Genomic DNA, 16,539 nt, shown 5'->3' with positions numbered 1-16,539 from the left:
GGGAATTGTTAGTTGGAATCAAGATCCGACTCACTAGGTGTGCTTGCAAGAGCACCAAGGAGACTGAAATAGTGACCACCCGTATTGGTATCAACGGCTTTGGCCGCATCGGCCGCAACTACTTCCGCGCAGCACTCGCCCAGGGTGCCGACCTCGAAATTGTTGCGGTCAACGACCTCACGAGTCCCGAGGCACTTGCCCACCTTTTGAAGTACGACTCCGTCGGCGGCCGCCTGACCCAGTCCGTCGAAGTCAAAGAGGGCAACCTCATTGTCGACGGCAGCATCATCAAGGTCCTCGCAGAGCGCGACCCTGCAAACCTGCCGTGGGCCGAACTGGGCGTCGACATCGTCATCGAGTCCACCGGCTTCTTCACCAAGGCCGCCGCTGCGCAGAAGCACATCGACGCAGGTGCCAAGAAGGTCCTGATCTCCGCTCCTGCTTCGGACGAAGACATCACCATCGTCATGGGCGTCAACCACGAGCTCTACGACCCCGCAGCACACCACATCATTTCCAACGCTTCCTGCACCACCAACTGCCTCGGCCCGCTGGCCAAGGTGGTCAACGACGCCTTCGGCATCGAACGCGGCCTCATGACCACGGTGCACGCCTACACGGCGGACCAGAACCTGCAGGACGGCCCCCACAGCGATCTCCGCCGTGCCCGCGCCGCAGCGATCAACATGGTTCCCACCTCCACTGGTGCTGCCAAGGCGATCGGCCTCGTCCTTCCGGAACTCAAGGGCAAGCTCGACGGCTACGCCATCCGCGTCCCGGTCCCCACCGGTTCCGCCACGGACCTGACCGTCACGGTTTCCCGCGAAGTAACCGTTGAGGAAGTCAACGCGGCTCTCAAGGCAGCTTCGGAGACCGAGCAGTTCAAGGGCATCCTCAGCTACACGGCAGACCCGATCGTCTCTTCTGACATCGTCGGCGACCCCTCTTCTTCGATCTTCGACTCCGGCCTCACCAAGGTCATCGGCAACCAGGTCAAGGTTGTTTCCTGGTATGACAACGAATGGGGCTACTCCAACCGCCTCGTTGACCTCACGGAGCTCGTCGCATCCAAGCTGGGCTAGGGTAGACACATGACATCTCACACCCTCAACGAACTGATCGCTGAAGGTGTCCGCGGGCGGTACATTCTTGTCAGAAGTGACCTGAATGTGCCGCTCGACGGCTCTACAGTGACCGACGACGGCCGCATCAAGGCCTCCCTCCCGGTCATCGAAAAGCTCTCGGACGCCGGTGCCCGCGTGCTCGTCACGGCCCACCTGGGACGCCCCAAGGGCGCTCCCGAGGCCAAGTATTCGCTCAAGCCGGCTGTGGCGCGGCTTGCGGAGCTCGCGCCATTCAAGGTCCAGCTCGCGGAAGACACCGTTGGTGAGTCCGCCAAGGAGCTGGCCGGGTCCCTGGACGATGGAGACGTCCTGGTCCTGGAGAACGTCCGTTTCGACGCCCGCGAAACCAGCAAGGACGACGCCGAGCGCGGCGCCTTCGCCGATGAACTCGTGGCGCTCACCGGCGACAACGGTGCCTTCGTGGATGACGCCTTCGGCGCTGTCCACCGCAAGCACGCCAGCGTCTACGACGTCGCCACCCGGCTTCCTTCCTACCAGGGTGACCTTGTGCACACCGAGGTGGAGGTTCTGCGCAAACTCACCACTGATACCCAGCGCCCGTACGTCGTGGTCCTCGGCGGTTCCAAGGTCTCTGACAAGCTCGCAGTGATCGACAACCTCCTCGGCAAGGCAGACACCATCCTCGTCGGTGGCGGAATGCTCTTCACCTTCCTCGCAGCGGCCGGTCACAAGGTTGCGGGCAGCCTGCTTGAAGCTGACCAGATCCCCGTGGTCCAGGACTACCTCAAGCGCGCCTCCGACGCCGGTACCGCCTTCGTCATCCCCACCGACGTCGTGGTCGCAAGCCGCTTCGCCGCCGACGCTGAACACGAAGTGGTCGCCGCTGACGCGATCGAGGACAGCTCGTTCGGCGCCTCCGGCATTGGCCTGGACATCGGACCGGTATCCGCGGAGGCTTTCGCCGAGCAGATCAAGGCCGCACAGACCGTGTTCTGGAACGGCCCCATGGGCGTCTTCGAATTCGAAGCCTTCTCCGGCGGCACCCGTGCCATCGCCCAGGCCTTGACTGAGACGCCGGCATTCACCGTGGTTGGCGGCGGCGACTCCGCCGCGGCCGTCCGGACCCTCGGCTTTGAGGACTCCCAGTTCGGACACATTTCCACGGGCGGCGGCGCCAGCCTGGAATACCTTGAAGGCAAGGATCTTCCCGGCCTGAGCGTTCTGGACCGCTAAGGCTACATGGCCGGCGGGGGGCCCTTCCTTGAAGGCAAGCGCCCCGCCGGCTTTCCCTATCTCAACGCATCTTTGGAGCACACGTGACAACTTCTGCCAACGGAAACTTCATCCGCAAGCCCTTCATTGCCGGCAACTGGAAGATGAACATGGACCACGTCCAGGGCATCACCCTGCTGCAGAAGCTGGCTTGGACCCTCTCCGACGCCAAGCACGACTACAGCCGGGTGGAGGTGTCAGTCTTCCCCCCGTTTACCGATCTGCGCGGTGTGCAGACCCTCGTCCAGGGCGACGAGTTGGACGTCGTCTATGGCGGACAGGACCTCTCGCAGTTCGACTCCGGAGCGTACACCGGCGATATCTCCGGCCAGTTCCTCAACAAGCTCGGTTGCGCCTATGTCCTGGTGGGCCACAGCGAACGCCGCACCATCCACAACGAGGACGACCAGGTCCTCAACGCGAAGGTCAAAGCAGCCTTCCGCCACGACGTTACGCCGGTCCTGTGTGTCGGCGAGGGCCTTGAGGTCCGCCAGGCCGGCACCCATGTGGAGCACACGCTGGCCCAGTTGCGCGCCGGCGTCGAAGGCCTCACCGCAGACCAGGCCGGCGAACTGGTTGTCGCGTACGAGCCTGTCTGGGCCATTGGTACTGGCGAAGTCGCGGGTCCCGAAGACGCACAGGAGATGTGCGCCGCTATCCGTTCAGAGCTCGCATCCTTGTTCGACGATGCTGTGGCCGCCAAGACCCGCCTCCTTTACGGTGGTTCGGTCAAGGCCAACAATGCGGCAGCGATCATGGCCGAAAGCGACGTCGACGGCTTGCTGGTGGGTGGCGCGAGCCTGGACCCCGCCGAGTTTGCTAACATTGTCAGGTTCGAGAGCCACCTCAGCGCGGCTTAGTCCGTTTCCGGTTCCGCTCCCGTTTTCCGTTCTTCTGAAAGGCCGTCGTGGACGTTCTTCAAGTCATTCTGCAGATTCTGCTGGGCATTACCAGCCTTCTGCTGACGCTGCTCATCCTCCTCCACAAGGGACGTGGCGGCGGGTTGTCCGATATGTTTGGCGGTGGCATGAGCTCAGGATTGAGTTCTTCAGGTGTCGCAGAGCGAAACCTCAACCGCTTCACCATCGTCTTGGGCTGCACTTGGGGTGTCGTGATCATTGGACTTGGCCTCATCATGCGCTTCACCGCGGGCGGAGACTCCTAGCACTGCCGTCGCCGGGATCCTCCCACTAGACTAGGCTGCATGGCCTTCAAGCCATGCAGCCGAACTCTCAAGGGGATCGACGATGGTTCATGGTACTTCTGGATTCCGGGGCACACGGGCCGGCGTAACAGCTGGATCGGCCCCAAGAAACCAACCCGACTCTGTAGTCGGCGAAAGCTTGCCGCGTATTCGTGTTCCCTATTGGTGCGCCAAGGGACATGAGACGCGGCTTGTTTTCGTTAAACTCCCGGAAGATCAAATCCCGATCCGGTGGGATTGCCCGAAGTGTGGCCTGGTTGCCGTCCGCGAACAGGGCGAAGCCACCATGGAACGTGCGGACGAAGAAATCTTCAAGAGCCACCTGGACTACGTTAAAGAAAGACGCTCCAGCCAAGACGCGGAGATTGTCCTGGCCGGAGCGCTCAAGCGGCTACGCGCCCGCGGGGTCCTTTCGGACGAGCTGCTGGGGGACGCGTGAGGCTGCATTCTCATCGATAAGCCACAGGGTCCTCGAGCGGCCACTGGGCCCGGAGGCGGGAACCTGCACCGGGTTGGCCCCGGCAAGTGCCAGCCCCACGGCGCCGGCCTTGTCCTCGCCTGCCACGACCATCCAGATTTCCTGGGCGGAGTTGATGGCGGGCAAGGTCAGCGAAATCCTCGACGGCGGTGGCTTGGGGGAGTTCTCGACCCCCACCACCGTACGGTCCTTCACGCGGATACCTGCCTGCTCCGGGAAGAGCGAGGCAATATGCGCATCCGGACCCACCCCGAGCAGCAGGATGTCGAAGCGGGGCAACTCGCCTGCCTCCTCGGGACGGTTGTCCGAGGTGTCCGCGGAGTGCTCGGCCTCGGCAGCGGCTTTGAGCCGGGCCGCGTAGTCCGCCGCGGCCTCGTCCGCGGTGGCGAACTCATCCGATGATCCCGGTTCGTGCACGCGGGCCGGGTCCACTGGCAAGCTGGAGAGCAGTGCCTCACGCGCTTGCACGGTGTTGCGGTCGGTGCTGTCCTTGCCGACGAAGCGCTCGTCACCCCACCAGAAGTTCACCCGGGACCAGTCAACGGCCGGCGCCGCGGGCGAATCGGCAACCGCTTTCAGGGTGCCGATGCCCACGGTTCCGCCGGTGAGGACCACAGTGGCTTCTCCGTGCTTGTCCTGGACGTCCACCAGCTTGGTGATGAGCCGTGCTGCGATCGCGGCCATAAGGACGGCGGAGTCGGGATGGATGCTTACTCTTGGGTCAGCGCTCACTGGGACGGTCACTCCTTGCTATTGGTTCGGGGCAGTCCCATAGTAATCACTTCTCCGAAGACATCGTCCGGATCAAGACGGCGCAATTCTTCGGCGAGGCAGTCCCGCAGGCTGCGGCGAGGCAGTGAAATCCGCTGCGCGGGCTGGCCCGGCTGGGTCAGTTCCGCAATGGTGAGGCCAGGACGGATCAGCTGGACGTCGCCTGTGGCGCGGCTCAGCCGTACCCTGCGGATGCCTGTTCCCGCCGGGTCGGCAACAATCTGGACCGGAGCGTCGAGGAACAGGGTGAGCCAGGCGGCCAGCAGCAGCGTGCTGGGCGAGTCCGAAGCACCCTCGACGGCGATGGCCGTGACGGGGGATTCGTCTACCTGGTCCAGGGCTGCCGCGAGCTGGAGGCGCCAGTTGGTCAGGCGTGTCCAGGCCAGATCGGTGTCGCCGGCCCGGTACGTGTTCCGGATCCGGGCCAGCGCTGCTGCGGGGTCGGCCTCGTTGGCGGAGTCCGTGATGCGGCGGTGCGCGATCCTGCCGATGGATGTCTCGCAGGCGTTCTCGGGTGCTCCGTGCGGCCACCAGGCCACGATCGGCGCGTCCGGGAGCAGCAGTGCCGCGACGAGGGATTCGCTTTCCTTGGCGAGTTCACCGTAACCGCGCAGCACGATGACTTCTGATGCTCCGGCGTCGCCACCCACGCGGATCTGGGCGTCGAGGCGGTTCGGCGCTTCGCTGCCTGCGTCCGCGAGGACGATGATGCGGCACGGATGTTCGCGGCTGGCCTCGTTGGCTGCCTCGATGGCTTCTTCCTCAAGCCCGGACTTGGTCACCACCACGAGGGTCAGGACGCGTCCAAGGGCGATCACACCTCCCTGCTCGCGCAGGGAGGTGATCTTCTTGGAGATCTTGGAGGTGGTGGTGTCGGGAAGATCTACGATCATGGCCTTCTCCAGGTTCGTCCGTCGCGGGCAAGCAGCTCGTCGGCCGAGGCCGGGCCCCAGCTGCCGGGAGCGTAGGGTTCGGGCTGTTCGTCGAGTCCGGCCCAGTATTCCTCGAAGGGGTCCAGGATCTTCCAGGACTCCTCGACTTCCTGGTGCCGGGGGAAGAGCGGGGGCTCGCCCAGCAGCACGTCCAGAATCAGGCGCTCGTACGCCTCGGGGCTGGACTCCGTGAACGAGTGGCCGTAGCCGAAGTCCATGGTCACGTCGCGGACTTCCATCTGCGTGCCGGGAACCTTGGACCCGAAGCGGATGGTGGCGCCCTCGTCGGGCTGGACCCGGATGACCACGGCGTTCTGGCCGAAGTCGTCCTCGCCGTGGCCGCGGAAGAGCAGGTTGGGTGCGCGCTTGAACACCACGGCGATTTCCGTGACGCGGCGGCCAAGACGCTTGCCGGCCCTCAGGTAGAACGGTGCCCCGGCCCAGCGCCGGGTGTTGATGTCCAGGCGGATGGCCGCGTAGGTTTCCGTCTTGGAATCGGCCGGAATGCCGTCTTCCTCGAGGTAGCCCTGCACCAATTCCCCGCCCTGCCAGCCGCCGGTGAACTGGCCGCGGGCCGAATGGGTGGAGAGGTCCTCGGGAAGCCTGACAGCAGCGAGGACCTTTTCCTTCTCGGCACGCAGGTCATCGGCGTTGAAGGAAATGGGCTCCTCCATGGCCGTCAGGGCCAGCAACTGCAGCAGGTGGTTCTGGATGACGTCGCGGGCCGCGCCGACGCCGTCGTAATAGCCTGCCCGGCCCCCGGTGCCGATGTCCTCGGCCATGGTGATCTGGACGTGGTCAACATAGTTGGCGTTCCAGAGCGGCTCGAACAGCTGGTTGGCGAAGCGCAGGGCCAGGATGTTCTGGACCGTTTCCTTGCCAAGGTAGTGGTCGATGCGGAAGACCGCGTCCGGCGGGAAGACGGACTCCACGATGTCGTTGAGCTTGCGCGCGGACTCCAGGTCGTGGCCGAAGGGCTTCTCGATGACCACGCGGCGCCACTGCCCGTCGCCGGCCTGCGCCAGCCCGTGCTTGGAGAGCTGTTGGCAGACCTGCTCGAAGGCCTTGGGCGGGATGGACAGGTAGAAACCGTGATTGCCGCGCGTGCCGCGGGTTTCGTCGAGTTCGTCCAGCGTGGCGCTGAGGCGCTTGAAGGCCTGGTCGTCGTCGAATTCTCCCTGGACGAAGCGGATGCCCTCGGAGAGCTGGTTCCAGACGGCGTCGTCGAACGGGGTGCGGGAGTGCGCCTTGACGTTCTCCTTGACCTCGTTCGCGAAGTCCTCGTTGCTCCAATCCCGCCGGCCGAAGCCGACGAGCGCGAAGCTCGGCGGCAACAGCCCGCGGTTGGCGAGGTCGTAGACCGCCGGCATGAGTTTCTTCCGGGCAAGGTCGCCGGTGACTCCGAAGAACACCAGCGACGATGGCCCTGCGATGCGGTTCAGGCGCCGGTCCCGGGGATCCCGAAGGGGATTGCGGTGGCTTGCCTTTCCGGTGGACCGGTAACCGATTTCAGTTTCTGGCATGTTTGGGTTTGTGCCTTAGCTTTCGAGCGCGCTGGCCTGGCCGGCCAATGCGGCGACGATTTCCTGGAGCTGGGCAACGCCGGCTCCGCGGTCCGTGAGGTGCAGACGCAGTACCGGGCGGCCGTGGTTCTCGAGAACCTGGGCATCGCCGGCCGCCTGGGCTGCAATCAGCTGACCGAAGGTGAACGGCCGTTCCGGAATGGCGATGTCGCCGGTCGCGGAAGCGGTCACTTGCAGGAACGAACCGATGGCCGGTCCGCCCTTGTGGAATTGCCCGGTGGAGTGCAGGAAGCGCGGACCCCAGCCAAAGGTGACCGGACGGCCGCTGACTCCGGCGAGTTCGTCCCGGATGCCCTCGAGCTGAGCGAACGCGATCCGGTCGAAATAGGCCTGGACGCTTAGGTAGCCGTCCGTGCCGAGTTCGCCGAGGAGTGACTTGACGGCATCGGCGGCCGTTGCCGCGTCGCCGAGCCACGCACCTCCGCGGACCTCGATCGCGCCGTCGACGAAGTTCGCCGGCGTCGGCTCGGGACGTGCGTCCAGCAGGCCGCGCGCGGCAATCTTGGCTGCCTCGACGTCGGGCTGGTCAAAGGGGTTGATACCCAGCAGGCGGCCGGCGACCGAGGTGGCGAATTCCCAGACGAACATCTGGGTGGCGAGGCCACCGGCGATGGCGGCTTCGTTTTCGCCGAGTTCGACGTCGGATTCCGCACCGACGAGGCGGATCACCAGGACGTCTTCCGCACCGCTGCTGACCTCGGGTGCGGAAGGACCTGCAACAACCGGCAGGACCCCCGTGCCGAGCTTGCCCGTGGATTCGGCGATGAGCTGTTCGGCCCAGTCCGCGAAGCCGACGATTCCGGAACCGTCTTCGACGATGACGATCTTGTTGCGCAGCGGGGTGGTTCCGCCCAGGGCGGCACCGAGCCGGAGCCCGATGTTTTCGGCGGAGTCCTCGTTGAGGATTTCTGCAGCTTCCTCGGCCTCATCCAGGAACGCCTGGATGTCGACGCCGGCAAGGCCGCTGGGGACCAGGCCGAAAGCCGTCAGCGCCGAAAAGCGGCCGCCGACGTTCGGGTCGGCGTTGAAGACGGCACGGTAGCCGGCTTCACGGGAGGCCTTGTCCAGCGGGGAACCGGGATCGGTCACGATAACGATGCGGCTCTTGGCATCGATGCCGGCCTCGGTGAAGGCCTGCTCGAATACCCGTCGCTGCGAGTCAGTCTCCACGGTGGAGCCTGACTTGGAGGAGACCACGATGGCGGTCTCGGCGAGGCGGTCCGCGAGGGCAGCACCGACCTGTTCGGGGTCTGTGCTGTCCAGCACGGTCAGCTCGACGCCAGCGGTGCCGGCAATGACCTCGGGGGCAAGCGAAGAGCCGCCCATGCCACACAGGACAATGCGGGAGACGCCTTCGGCCCGGAGGGCATCCCGGAGTTCCAGGATCCCTTCGACCAAGGGCTGGGAAACGGTTGCCGCTTCCACCCATCCGAGACGGATGGCGGATTCGGATTCGGCATCCGGACCCCACAAAGTGTGGTCCTTGGCGAAAATCCTGGTGGCAATCCGGTCTTCGACAAGTGCCGGGATGTGTTGCTCGATGGCCTGCTGCGCAGCACCGCTGGCGTCGTAGCTGAGAGTGCTCATGTGGGTTAGGAAGCCTTCCGTGCAGAGGCGAGGGCACCTTCGACGTCGGCCAGAAGTTCCTTCCAGCTGGCGACGAACTTGTCCAGGCCCTCGGATTCGAGGATTGCGACGACGTCGTTGTAGGAGATGCCCAGGCCCTCGAGTGCGTTGAGGACGTTGTTTGCTTCTTCGTAGGTGCCGGAGATGGTGTCACCCGTGACGACGCCGTGGTCGAACGTGGCGTCGAGGGTCTTTTCCGGCATGGTGTTGACGACGCCGGCCGCGACCAGTTCGGTCACGTACAGGGTGTCCGGGTACGCCGGGTCCTTGACGCCGGTGGAGGCCCACAGCGGGCGCTGGGGGAGCGCGCCGGCTTCGGCCAGGACTGCCCAACGCTCGGTGGAGAACAGCTCTTCGTAGACCTGGTAGGCGAGGCGGGCGTTGGCGACGCCTGCCTTGCCCTTGAGGGCCTTGGCCTCATCGGTGCCGATGGCGTTGAGGCGCTTGTCGATCTCGGTGTCCACGCGGGAGACGAAGAAGGACGCCACGGAGTGGATCTTGGAGAGGTCGTGGCCGTTTTCCTTGGCCAGCTCCAGGCCGGACTGGAATGCGTTGATGACGGCGCGGTAGCGCTCCAGGGAGAAGATCAGGGTCACGTTGACGCTGATGCCCTCGGCCAGGGTTGCCGTGATGGCGGCGAGGCCTTCGAGGGTTGCCGGGATCTTGATGTGGACGTTGTCCTTGTTGACCTTCTTGTACAGGTGCTTGGCCTCGGCGATGGTGCCTTCGGTGTCCCACGCGAGGCGGGGGTCCACCTCGATGGAGACGCGGCCGTCCACGCCGTTGCTCGCTGCCGCGACCGGGGCGAAGAGGTCGCAGGCATCGGCGACGTCGGTGGTGGTGATCTCGAAGACAGTCTCTTCGACGGTTGCGCCCTTGGCGGCCTCTTCGGCAATCACGGCGTCGTAGTCGCTGCCGGCGGTGATGGCGGCGTGGAAGATGGACGGGTTGGTGGTGACACCAACGACGTTCTTCTCTTCGATGAGCTTCTGCAGGCTGCCGCTGGAAAGGCGTTCGCGGGAGAGGTCGTCAAGCCAGATGGACACGCCGGCGTCGGAAAGCTGCTGGGTGGGAGTCGTAGTCATTTCTTTAATCTCCTTGGAAATCTGTTCGTTGCTGTCGGATTCGTCTCAAACGCTTTTTCAGCTATTGAGACCCGCGAGGGAGTCCTTTGCGGCGGCGGCGACTGCTTCTGCCGTGATGCCGAACTCCTTGAAGAGGCGCTTGTAGTCTGCCGAGGCGCCGAAGTGCTCGAGGCTGATGGAGCGTCCGGCGTCGCCGACGAATTCCTTCCAGCCCAGTGCCAGGCCGGCTTCGACCGAGACGCGGGCCTTGACGGCGGCGGGGAGCACGGACTCGCGGTACGCGGAGTCCTGCTTGTTGAACCACTCGACGCACGGCATGGAGACGACGCGGGTGGCGATGCCTTCGGCCTGGAGCGCTTCGCGGGCGTTCACCGCGAGCTGGACCTCGGAACCGGTGCCGATCAGGATGACCTCGGCCGGGACCGTAGCGCCGTCCTTTGAAGCCTCTGCCAGGACGTAGCCGCCCTTGGCGACCCCGGCGGTGGAGCCGAAGGTGTCACCCTCGGCAAGGCCTTCGCCGCGTGCGTAGGTCGGGATGTTCTGGCGGGTCAGCACGATGCCTGCCGGGTTCTCGTGGTTCTCAAGCATGGTCTTCCATGCCGCGGCAACCTCGTTGGCGTCGCCGGGACGGACAACGTCCAGGCCCGGAATGGCGCGGAGGGTGGACAGCTGCTCCACCGGCTGGTGGGTTGGGCCGTCTTCGCCCAGGCCGATCGAGTCGTGGGTCCAGACGTACAGCGAAGGGACGCCCATGAGCGCGCCAAGGCGGATCGCGGGACGCTGGTAGTCACTGAAGATCAGGAACGTGCCGGAGAACGCCCGGGTCCGGCCGTGCAGCGAAATGCCGTTCACGATCGACGCGGCAGCGTGCTCGCGGATACCGAAGTGCAACACCCGGCCGTACGGGTTGCCCTTCCACGCGCCGGTGGAGCGCGAGGCCGGGATGAACGACGGCGAACCCTCGATGGTGGTGTTGTTGGACTCGGCGAGGTCGGCTGAGCCGCCCCACAGTTCCGGAAGGACCGGGCCGATCGCGTTCAGGACCTTGCCGGAAGCGGCGCGGGTGGAAACTTCCTTGCCTGCTTCGAACACCGGCAGTGCGGCGTCGAGCTCGACGGGGAGCTTCTTGGCCTCGATGCGCTCAAGCAGTGCCGCGCCCTCGGGGTTGGCGGTCTGCCACGCCTCGAAGGATGCCTGCCATTCGCTGCGCTCGGCTGCGCCGCGCTCGACGACTGCACGGGCGTGCGCCAGGACGTCCTCGTCAACCTGGAAGGAACGCTCGGGATCGAAGCCCAGGACTTCCTTCAATGCTGCGACTTCTTCGGCACCGAGGGCGGAACCGTGGATCTTGCCGGTGTTCTGCTTCTTGGGGGCCGGGTAGCCGATGATAGTGCGCAGCGAGATGATGGACGGTTTGCCGGTCTCGGCCTTGGCGGCGAGCAGGGCACCGTAGAGCTCCTGGACGTCTTCGACGTATTCGCCGGTCTTGGTCCAGTCCACGCGCTGGGTGTGCCAGCCGTAGGCCTCGTAGCGCTTGAGGACGTCTTCGGTGAAGGCCACGTCGGTGTCGTCTTCGATGGAGATGTGGTTCTCGTCGTAGATCACCACGAGGTTGCCCAGTTCCTGGTGGCCGGCCAGCGAAGAAGCTTCCGAGGTGACGCCTTCCTGGAGATCGCCGTCGGAGGCAATGACCCAGATGGTGTGGTCGAACGGGCTCTCGCCGGCGGGAGCATCGGCGTCGAACAGGCCGCGTTGGCGGCGCTGCGAGTAGGCGAAGCCCACCGAGGAGGCCAGGCCCTGGCCCAGCGGGCCGGTGGTGATCTCGACGCCGGCGGTGTGCTTGTATTCCGGGTGGCCGGGGGTCAGCGAGCCCCAGGTGCGCAGGGCCTCGAGGTCCTTCAGCTCCAGGCCGTAGCCGGAAAGGAACAGCTGGATGTACAGGGTCAGCGACGTGTGTCCGGGGGACAGGATGAACCGGTCGCGGCCGATCCAGTCCGGGTGCTTCGGGTCGTGGCGCATCAGCTTCTGGAACAGCAGGTAGGCGGCCGGCGCAAGGCTCATGGCCGTACCGGGGTGACCGTTGCCGACCTTCTCGACGGCGTCAGCGGCCAAAACGCGGACGGTGTCCACGGCGCGCTGGTCCAGGCTTGTCCAAGTCAGTTCTTGCTCTTCCAAATGTGGCACGTAAACCGAGCCCCTCTCTGTGCTGACGGCTGGTGACGGCACATGGCAAGCCTCGGGCACAGGATGGCGCCCGCTGCGAAGTTCCTACCAGCCGTTCACCATTGAAACGTTGATCTATCATCCAGACATGCAAATCTGAGAATACGCTTTCTCGGAAACCTGCGTGAGCTGATCTGCAGACAGCTTAGCCCGGTTCGCCACCCCGAATGGTGGGAATCTCAAAAAATGGACGCATATTCCGTTTTATGAATCACGGCAGCGGCAAAGCGCCGGTGAACTTTCGGAAACAAAGGAAAGTTCCGGGTGCCATGGCGTCGGACAGGCCACGGTATGATATCTGGAGGCCGAACCGGGGTGCCGCCACCGCGGGAAACCCGCCTTGACAACACCAGCAAAGAACAGAGTGACTGCCAACGTGAGCACAACAGATACGCCCCTCAATGCTTCCCCGGCTGTGGGGAAGCGCGGAATGTCCCGTAAGTTCAAGGCGTATCTGGCACTGACCAAACCCCGCGTGATCGAATTGTTGCTGGTCAGCACCCTGCCCACCATGATCTTCGCGCAACGGGGCTTTCCTTCGATCGGCTTGATCCTCGCCACGTTGGTGGGCGGCGCCTTCGCAGCCGGCAGCGCAGGGGTCTTCAACTGCTACATCGACCGCGACATCGACAAGTTGATGCACCGCACCGAAAAGCGGCCCCTCGTGACGGGCGAAGTCACCCCTCGCGAAGCACTCGTCTTCGCATGGATCCTTGGAGCTGCCTCCATCGCCATCCTGTGGTTCGGGGCCAATCCGCTGTCGGCGTGGCTCGGCCTTGGTGCGATTGTTTTCTACGTTGTCATCTACACGATGATCCTCAAGCGCCGCACTGCACAGAACATCGTGTGGGGCGGCGCGGCCGGCTGCTTCCCGGTGCTGATCGCCTGGGCCGCCGTGACCAACACTGTGGAGTGGCCCGCCGTCGTGCTCTTCATGGTGATCTTCCTGTGGACTCCTCCGCACTACTGGCCGCTGTCCATGCGGTACGGCGAGGACTACCGCAACGCCAACGTCCCCATGCTGGGTGCCATCGCAGGTGCCAAGGTGGTTTCCGTGCAGGTGGTTCTCTACGCCTGGGCCATGGTTGCGTGTTCGCTGCTTTTGGTGCCCGTGGGCCGCGCCGGCTGGGTGTACACCATCGCCGCCGTCCTCGCGGGCGCCTGGTTCCTGTATGAATCACACGCCCTCTACAACCGGGCACAGGGCGGGGACGTCTCGAACAAGGGAGCCATGAAGGTCTTCCACGGCTCCATCAGCTACCTGACGCTCCTCTTCATTGCCCTCGCGGTGGACCCGTTCATCGGTTCCCCGATCATCGGCGGCTGACGGCCCGTCACACTCGCCCTCTACATCCCCGTCACCCCCAAACGCCCGCTCACCTTTACCGCCTTTTCCCCGAACGCCCGCTCACTGATAGCGCTAAAACGAAAGACCCTCTTTCACGTCGCATGACGTGAAAGAGGGTCTTTCCTTTGGCTTTCGCAGGGGCCATCAGCCGCCAGGGGCTAGAGCTTCGGGCTGAACCGGGCCACATCCGCCGCGTTCGTGGCGGCACTCATGAGCAGGGCGGCGCCCAACATGTGCGCGCCTACCAGGAGGGCGGGGATGCCGTTGTAGTACTGGGCAAAGCCAATGACCGCCTGCAGGACCGTCACGGCGAGCAGCAGCAGGGCAGCTGTGCGGAACAAGCCGGTGATGCCCTTGCGCAGGACGAAGTAGACGGCGAAGACGGCTCCCGCCGTGATGAGGTACGCGGGCACTGCGTGGATATGCGAGAAGAGGTCCCAATCGAGATCGTTGCGCGGCGCGTTCGCGTCGCCTGCGTGGGGTCCGGCACCGGTCACCACGACGCCGAGGCACACGGCGACTGCCGAGAAGAACGCGACGGCGGTCATGACGGGGCTCATTGCGCCCGGAATCGGCGCCAACGTCAGCTTCATGAAGCGGCCGGTCCGTCCGTAGGCGCGGTTGACCAGGAGCGTGGAGAAGACAACCAGGGCCATCGAAACCAGGAAGTGCAGGCCGACAACCCAGGGGTTCAGATTCGACAGCACGGTGATGCCGCCGATGATGGCCTGGGCCGGAATGCTCGCGAGCAGGCCCACGGCGAGGAGGAAAAGGTCGCGGCGTTCCTTACGGAGGTTCCACAAGTACACCAGCATCAGGACGGCGACGGCGGCCAGGGCGAACGTCAACATGCGGTTGCCGAATTCGATGAAGCCGTGGATGCCCATCTCCGGCGTGTTCACCAGGGAACCGCTGGTGCAGCGCGGCCACGTGGGGCAGCCGAGCCCCGAGGATGTCAGCCGGACCGCGCCGCCGGTGACCACCAGGACCACCTGGCCGATCAGCGACAACATCGCCAGCCTGCGGACGGTGCTGTTGACCTCCGTGGGGAGCTTGGCGGTCAACTGCTGGATGGACTTCGGGAGGCGGGAAGCCGTGCTCACAGTTTTCTCAATTCTCGGTACTCAATTCACGCTGACGTTTTGGTTCCACAACGGGACGCTCAGTTCCATTTGAACCAGCGGACGGCGGCCGCGCCAGGAACGATGGTCCACAGCAACAGCACAAGAACGTAGGGCAGGGAGACGCTGCCATGGAGGAAAGCGTCCCTGAGCGACTGCCCCAGGGCTCCCGAGGGCAGGAAATGCACAATGTTCTGTGCCAGTTCCGGCAAACGCTCGGCAGGAACCACGATTCCGCCGAGGGCGCCCAGCAGAATCCAGAGCAGGTTCGTGATGGCGAGGGTTGCCTCCGGCCGCACTGTACCGGCAACCAGAAGCCCGAGCGCGGTGAAGGCGGCAGCGCCGAGAACCAAAAGCACCAGGCCCGGAAGCCAGCCTTCGGGACGCGGATGCCAGCCCAGCAACCCGGCCACGGCGCCGATCACCAGGACCTGGAGGACCAGGACGGCCAAGACGGCGATGATCTTTCCGGCGATGAGGCCGGTCCGGCCCAAGGGAGTGGTCGAGAGGAAGCGGAGCACGCCGTAGCGCCGGTCGAAGCCCGTGGCGATGCCTTGGCCCGTGAATGCCGTGGACATGGCGCACAATGCGAGGACGCCCGGCGTCGCGATGTCCACACGGCTGGCGCCCAAGCCATCGAGCAGCGGTGTGACGGCGAGTCCCACCAAGGCCAGCAAGGGCATGATCACAGCCAGGATCAGCTGCTCGCCGTTCCGGATCATGGTCAAGGTTTCGTAGCGCCCCTGCAGCAGGATCCTGCGCATCAAAGGTGCGGGTCCGGCGTGGGGTGTGCTGCGCGCGGGGCTCGCAGTGGTCATCGGATGTCCCTTCCGGAAATGTCCAGGAATACGTCTTCCAAGCTGCGCGCCTCCAAGCGGAGGGACGCCGGCATAATGCCCTTTTCGGCCCACCAGGCCGTGAGTTTGGCCAGATGTTGCGGAGTCAGCGTGCCTGCGATCGCGTAGCTGCCTGCCCGGCTTTCCGTGATCGTGAGTTCGTCGCCGATGGCCGCGGCTATGTCGAGTCCGGCCGGGGCATCGAAGAACAGGGTGCGTTCGGTCACGCCGTCCATGGCCTCGTGGCCGTGGCTCAACAAGTCGGCGACGGTGCCCTCTGCGACGTTGTGACCGGCGTCGATGATGTAGACGTAGTCCGCAAGCCTCTGGGCGTCATCCATGAGGTGTGTGGTGAGGATGATGCCCATGCCGGCATCCCGCAGTTCGGCGATGAGCTCGAAGACGATTTGGCGGGACTGGGGATCGAGGCCCGCGCTGGGCTCGTCCAGGAACAGGACTTCGGGGTTGCCGATCAAGGCGGCCGCAAGCGAGAGCCGTTGCTTCTGGCCGCCCGACAGGCGGCGGACTCCGGTGCGGCTGAAAGTGTCGATGCCCAAGCGCTCCACGAGTCCATCCAGGGGCAGCGGGTTTTGGTACATGCCCGCAATGTGCCGAAGCAAGGGGATGGGCCGGGCCGACGGCGGGAGGCCGCCGTCCTGCAGCATCACGCCGACGCGCGAACGAAGGTTCGCGCCGGCCGTATCGGGGTCTTCGCCAAGGAGCGCGATGCGGCCGCCGGTACGTTTTTGAAGGCCTTGCGCGCATTCGAGCGTTGTCGTCTTGCCCGCACCATTGGCACCCAGCAAGGCAGTGATCTGGCCGCGCTCTGCGAACATTGACAGGCCGCTGACTACCCGGAGCATCTTGCCGTCAAGGGAAGCCAGCGGGCCAACGTCCTTGATGAGTCCATCGATGGTGAGGACAGGGGATTCGGGGGATCGCACCAGAGTATTCTACGTGAAGTAGTAGGGGTGC

15 protein-coding genes are annotated in these 16,539 nt (G+C 64.8%); 6 read left to right on the top strand and 9 right to left on the bottom strand.

All coding sequences use genetic code 11. The annotated features are described in order from the left end of the window. The first annotated feature begins 71 nt into the window (after window positions 1–71). The 5 genes from gap to AC3WJM_RS01515 all read left to right on the top strand — a co-directional run bounded on the left by gap (window position 72) and on the right by AC3WJM_RS01515 (window position 4,000). Entirely contained in the window at window positions 72–1,082 is a 1,011-nt protein-coding gene (gap, locus tag AC3WJM_RS01535; protein ID WP_059389281.1) for a type I glyceraldehyde-3-phosphate dehydrogenase, read from the top strand. 9 nt (window positions 1,083–1,091) lie between these two features. Continuing rightward, a complete protein-coding gene (locus AC3WJM_RS01530) occupies window positions 1,092–2,318 on the top strand; it encodes a phosphoglycerate kinase (RefSeq protein WP_307053014.1) in 1,227 nt (408 codons plus the stop codon). Window positions 2,319–2,401: 83 nt separating this feature from the next. Next, complete coding sequence (gene tpiA / locus AC3WJM_RS01525; RefSeq protein ID WP_059389279.1) at window positions 2,402–3,217, top strand: triose-phosphate isomerase; 816 nt, start codon at window positions 2,402–2,404, stop codon at window positions 3,215–3,217. Between the two features lie 47 nt (window positions 3,218–3,264). Then, window positions 3,265–3,522 (top strand): preprotein translocase subunit SecG, encoded by a 258-nt coding sequence (gene secG, locus AC3WJM_RS01520; RefSeq protein ID WP_059389278.1) that lies wholly within the window; start codon window positions 3,265–3,267, stop codon window positions 3,520–3,522. Between the two features lie 82 nt (window positions 3,523–3,604). Then, window positions 3,605–4,000: an RNA polymerase-binding protein RbpA gene (locus AC3WJM_RS01515; RefSeq protein ID WP_284988220.1), complete on the top strand. Its 396-nt coding sequence runs from the start codon at window positions 3,605–3,607 to the stop codon at window positions 3,998–4,000. Here the strand turns inward: AC3WJM_RS01515 and pgl are convergent. Genes pgl through tkt form a run of 6 tightly spaced genes read right to left on the bottom strand, consistent with a single transcriptional unit; the run spans window position 3,953 to window position 12,211 of the window. Then, complete coding sequence (pgl, locus tag AC3WJM_RS01510) at window positions 3,953–4,771, bottom strand: 6-phosphogluconolactonase (protein ID WP_284988219.1); 819 nt, start codon at window positions 4,769–4,771, stop codon at window positions 3,953–3,955. The two genes, AC3WJM_RS01515 and pgl, sit on opposite strands and share 48 nt — an antisense overlap. Before the next feature lie 8 nt (window positions 4,772–4,779). After that, complete coding sequence (locus tag AC3WJM_RS01505) at window positions 4,780–5,703, bottom strand: glucose-6-phosphate dehydrogenase assembly protein OpcA (RefSeq protein WP_492271056.1); 924 nt, start codon at window positions 5,701–5,703, stop codon at window positions 4,780–4,782. Further along, complete coding sequence (zwf, locus tag AC3WJM_RS01500) at window positions 5,700–7,265, bottom strand: glucose-6-phosphate dehydrogenase (protein ID WP_059389277.1); 1,566 nt, start codon at window positions 7,263–7,265, stop codon at window positions 5,700–5,702. Before zwf ends, AC3WJM_RS01505 begins: the two co-directional genes overlap by 4 nt. Window positions 7,266–7,280: 15 nt before the next feature. Further along, complete coding sequence (locus AC3WJM_RS01495; protein ID WP_492271055.1) at window positions 7,281–8,912, bottom strand: glucose-6-phosphate isomerase; 1,632 nt, start codon at window positions 8,910–8,912, stop codon at window positions 7,281–7,283. Window positions 8,913–8,917: 5 nt separating this feature from the next. Next, window positions 8,918–10,036 (bottom strand): transaldolase, encoded by a 1,119-nt coding sequence (gene tal, locus AC3WJM_RS01490; protein ID WP_284988216.1) that lies wholly within the window; start codon window positions 10,034–10,036, stop codon window positions 8,918–8,920. 57 nt (window positions 10,037–10,093) lie between these two features. After that, window positions 10,094–12,211: a transketolase gene (gene tkt, locus AC3WJM_RS01485; protein WP_284988315.1), complete on the bottom strand. Its 2,118-nt coding sequence runs from the start codon at window positions 12,209–12,211 to the stop codon at window positions 10,094–10,096. A 412-nt stretch (window positions 12,212–12,623) separates the two neighbouring features. Between tkt and AC3WJM_RS01480 the strand changes: the two genes are divergently transcribed. After that, a complete protein-coding gene (locus tag AC3WJM_RS01480; protein WP_059389275.1) occupies window positions 12,624–13,586 on the top strand; it encodes a heme o synthase in 963 nt (320 codons plus the stop codon). A gap of 179 nt (window positions 13,587–13,765) precedes the next feature. On the opposite strand, the gene AC3WJM_RS01475 is transcribed toward AC3WJM_RS01480, so the two are convergent. From AC3WJM_RS01475 to AC3WJM_RS01465, 3 genes are read right to left on the bottom strand one after another with little or no spacing between them, the layout of a single operon-like run. Then, window positions 13,766–14,710: a COX15/CtaA family protein gene (locus AC3WJM_RS01475; RefSeq protein ID WP_059389274.1), complete on the bottom strand. Its 945-nt coding sequence runs from the start codon at window positions 14,708–14,710 to the stop codon at window positions 13,766–13,768. Window positions 14,711–14,769: 59 nt separating this feature from the next. Continuing rightward, on the bottom strand, window positions 14,770–15,546 hold the full coding sequence (locus tag AC3WJM_RS01470) for an ABC transporter permease (RefSeq protein ID WP_492271054.1): 777 nt from the start codon (window positions 15,544–15,546) through the stop codon (window positions 14,770–14,772). Then, window positions 15,543–16,508, bottom strand: a complete 966-nt coding sequence (locus tag AC3WJM_RS01465; RefSeq protein ID WP_284988214.1) for an ABC transporter ATP-binding protein — start codon at window positions 16,506–16,508, stop codon at window positions 15,543–15,545. The genes AC3WJM_RS01470 and AC3WJM_RS01465 overlap by 4 nt, the downstream gene beginning before the upstream one ends. Window positions 16,509–16,539: the final 31 nt, after the last annotated feature.

The sequence above is a fragment of the Arthrobacter sp. FW306-1B-G06A genome, from assembly GCF_058781765.1.
Note: the sequence above shows the minus strand (reverse complement) of the source record. Positions and strands in the feature narration are given on the sequence as shown.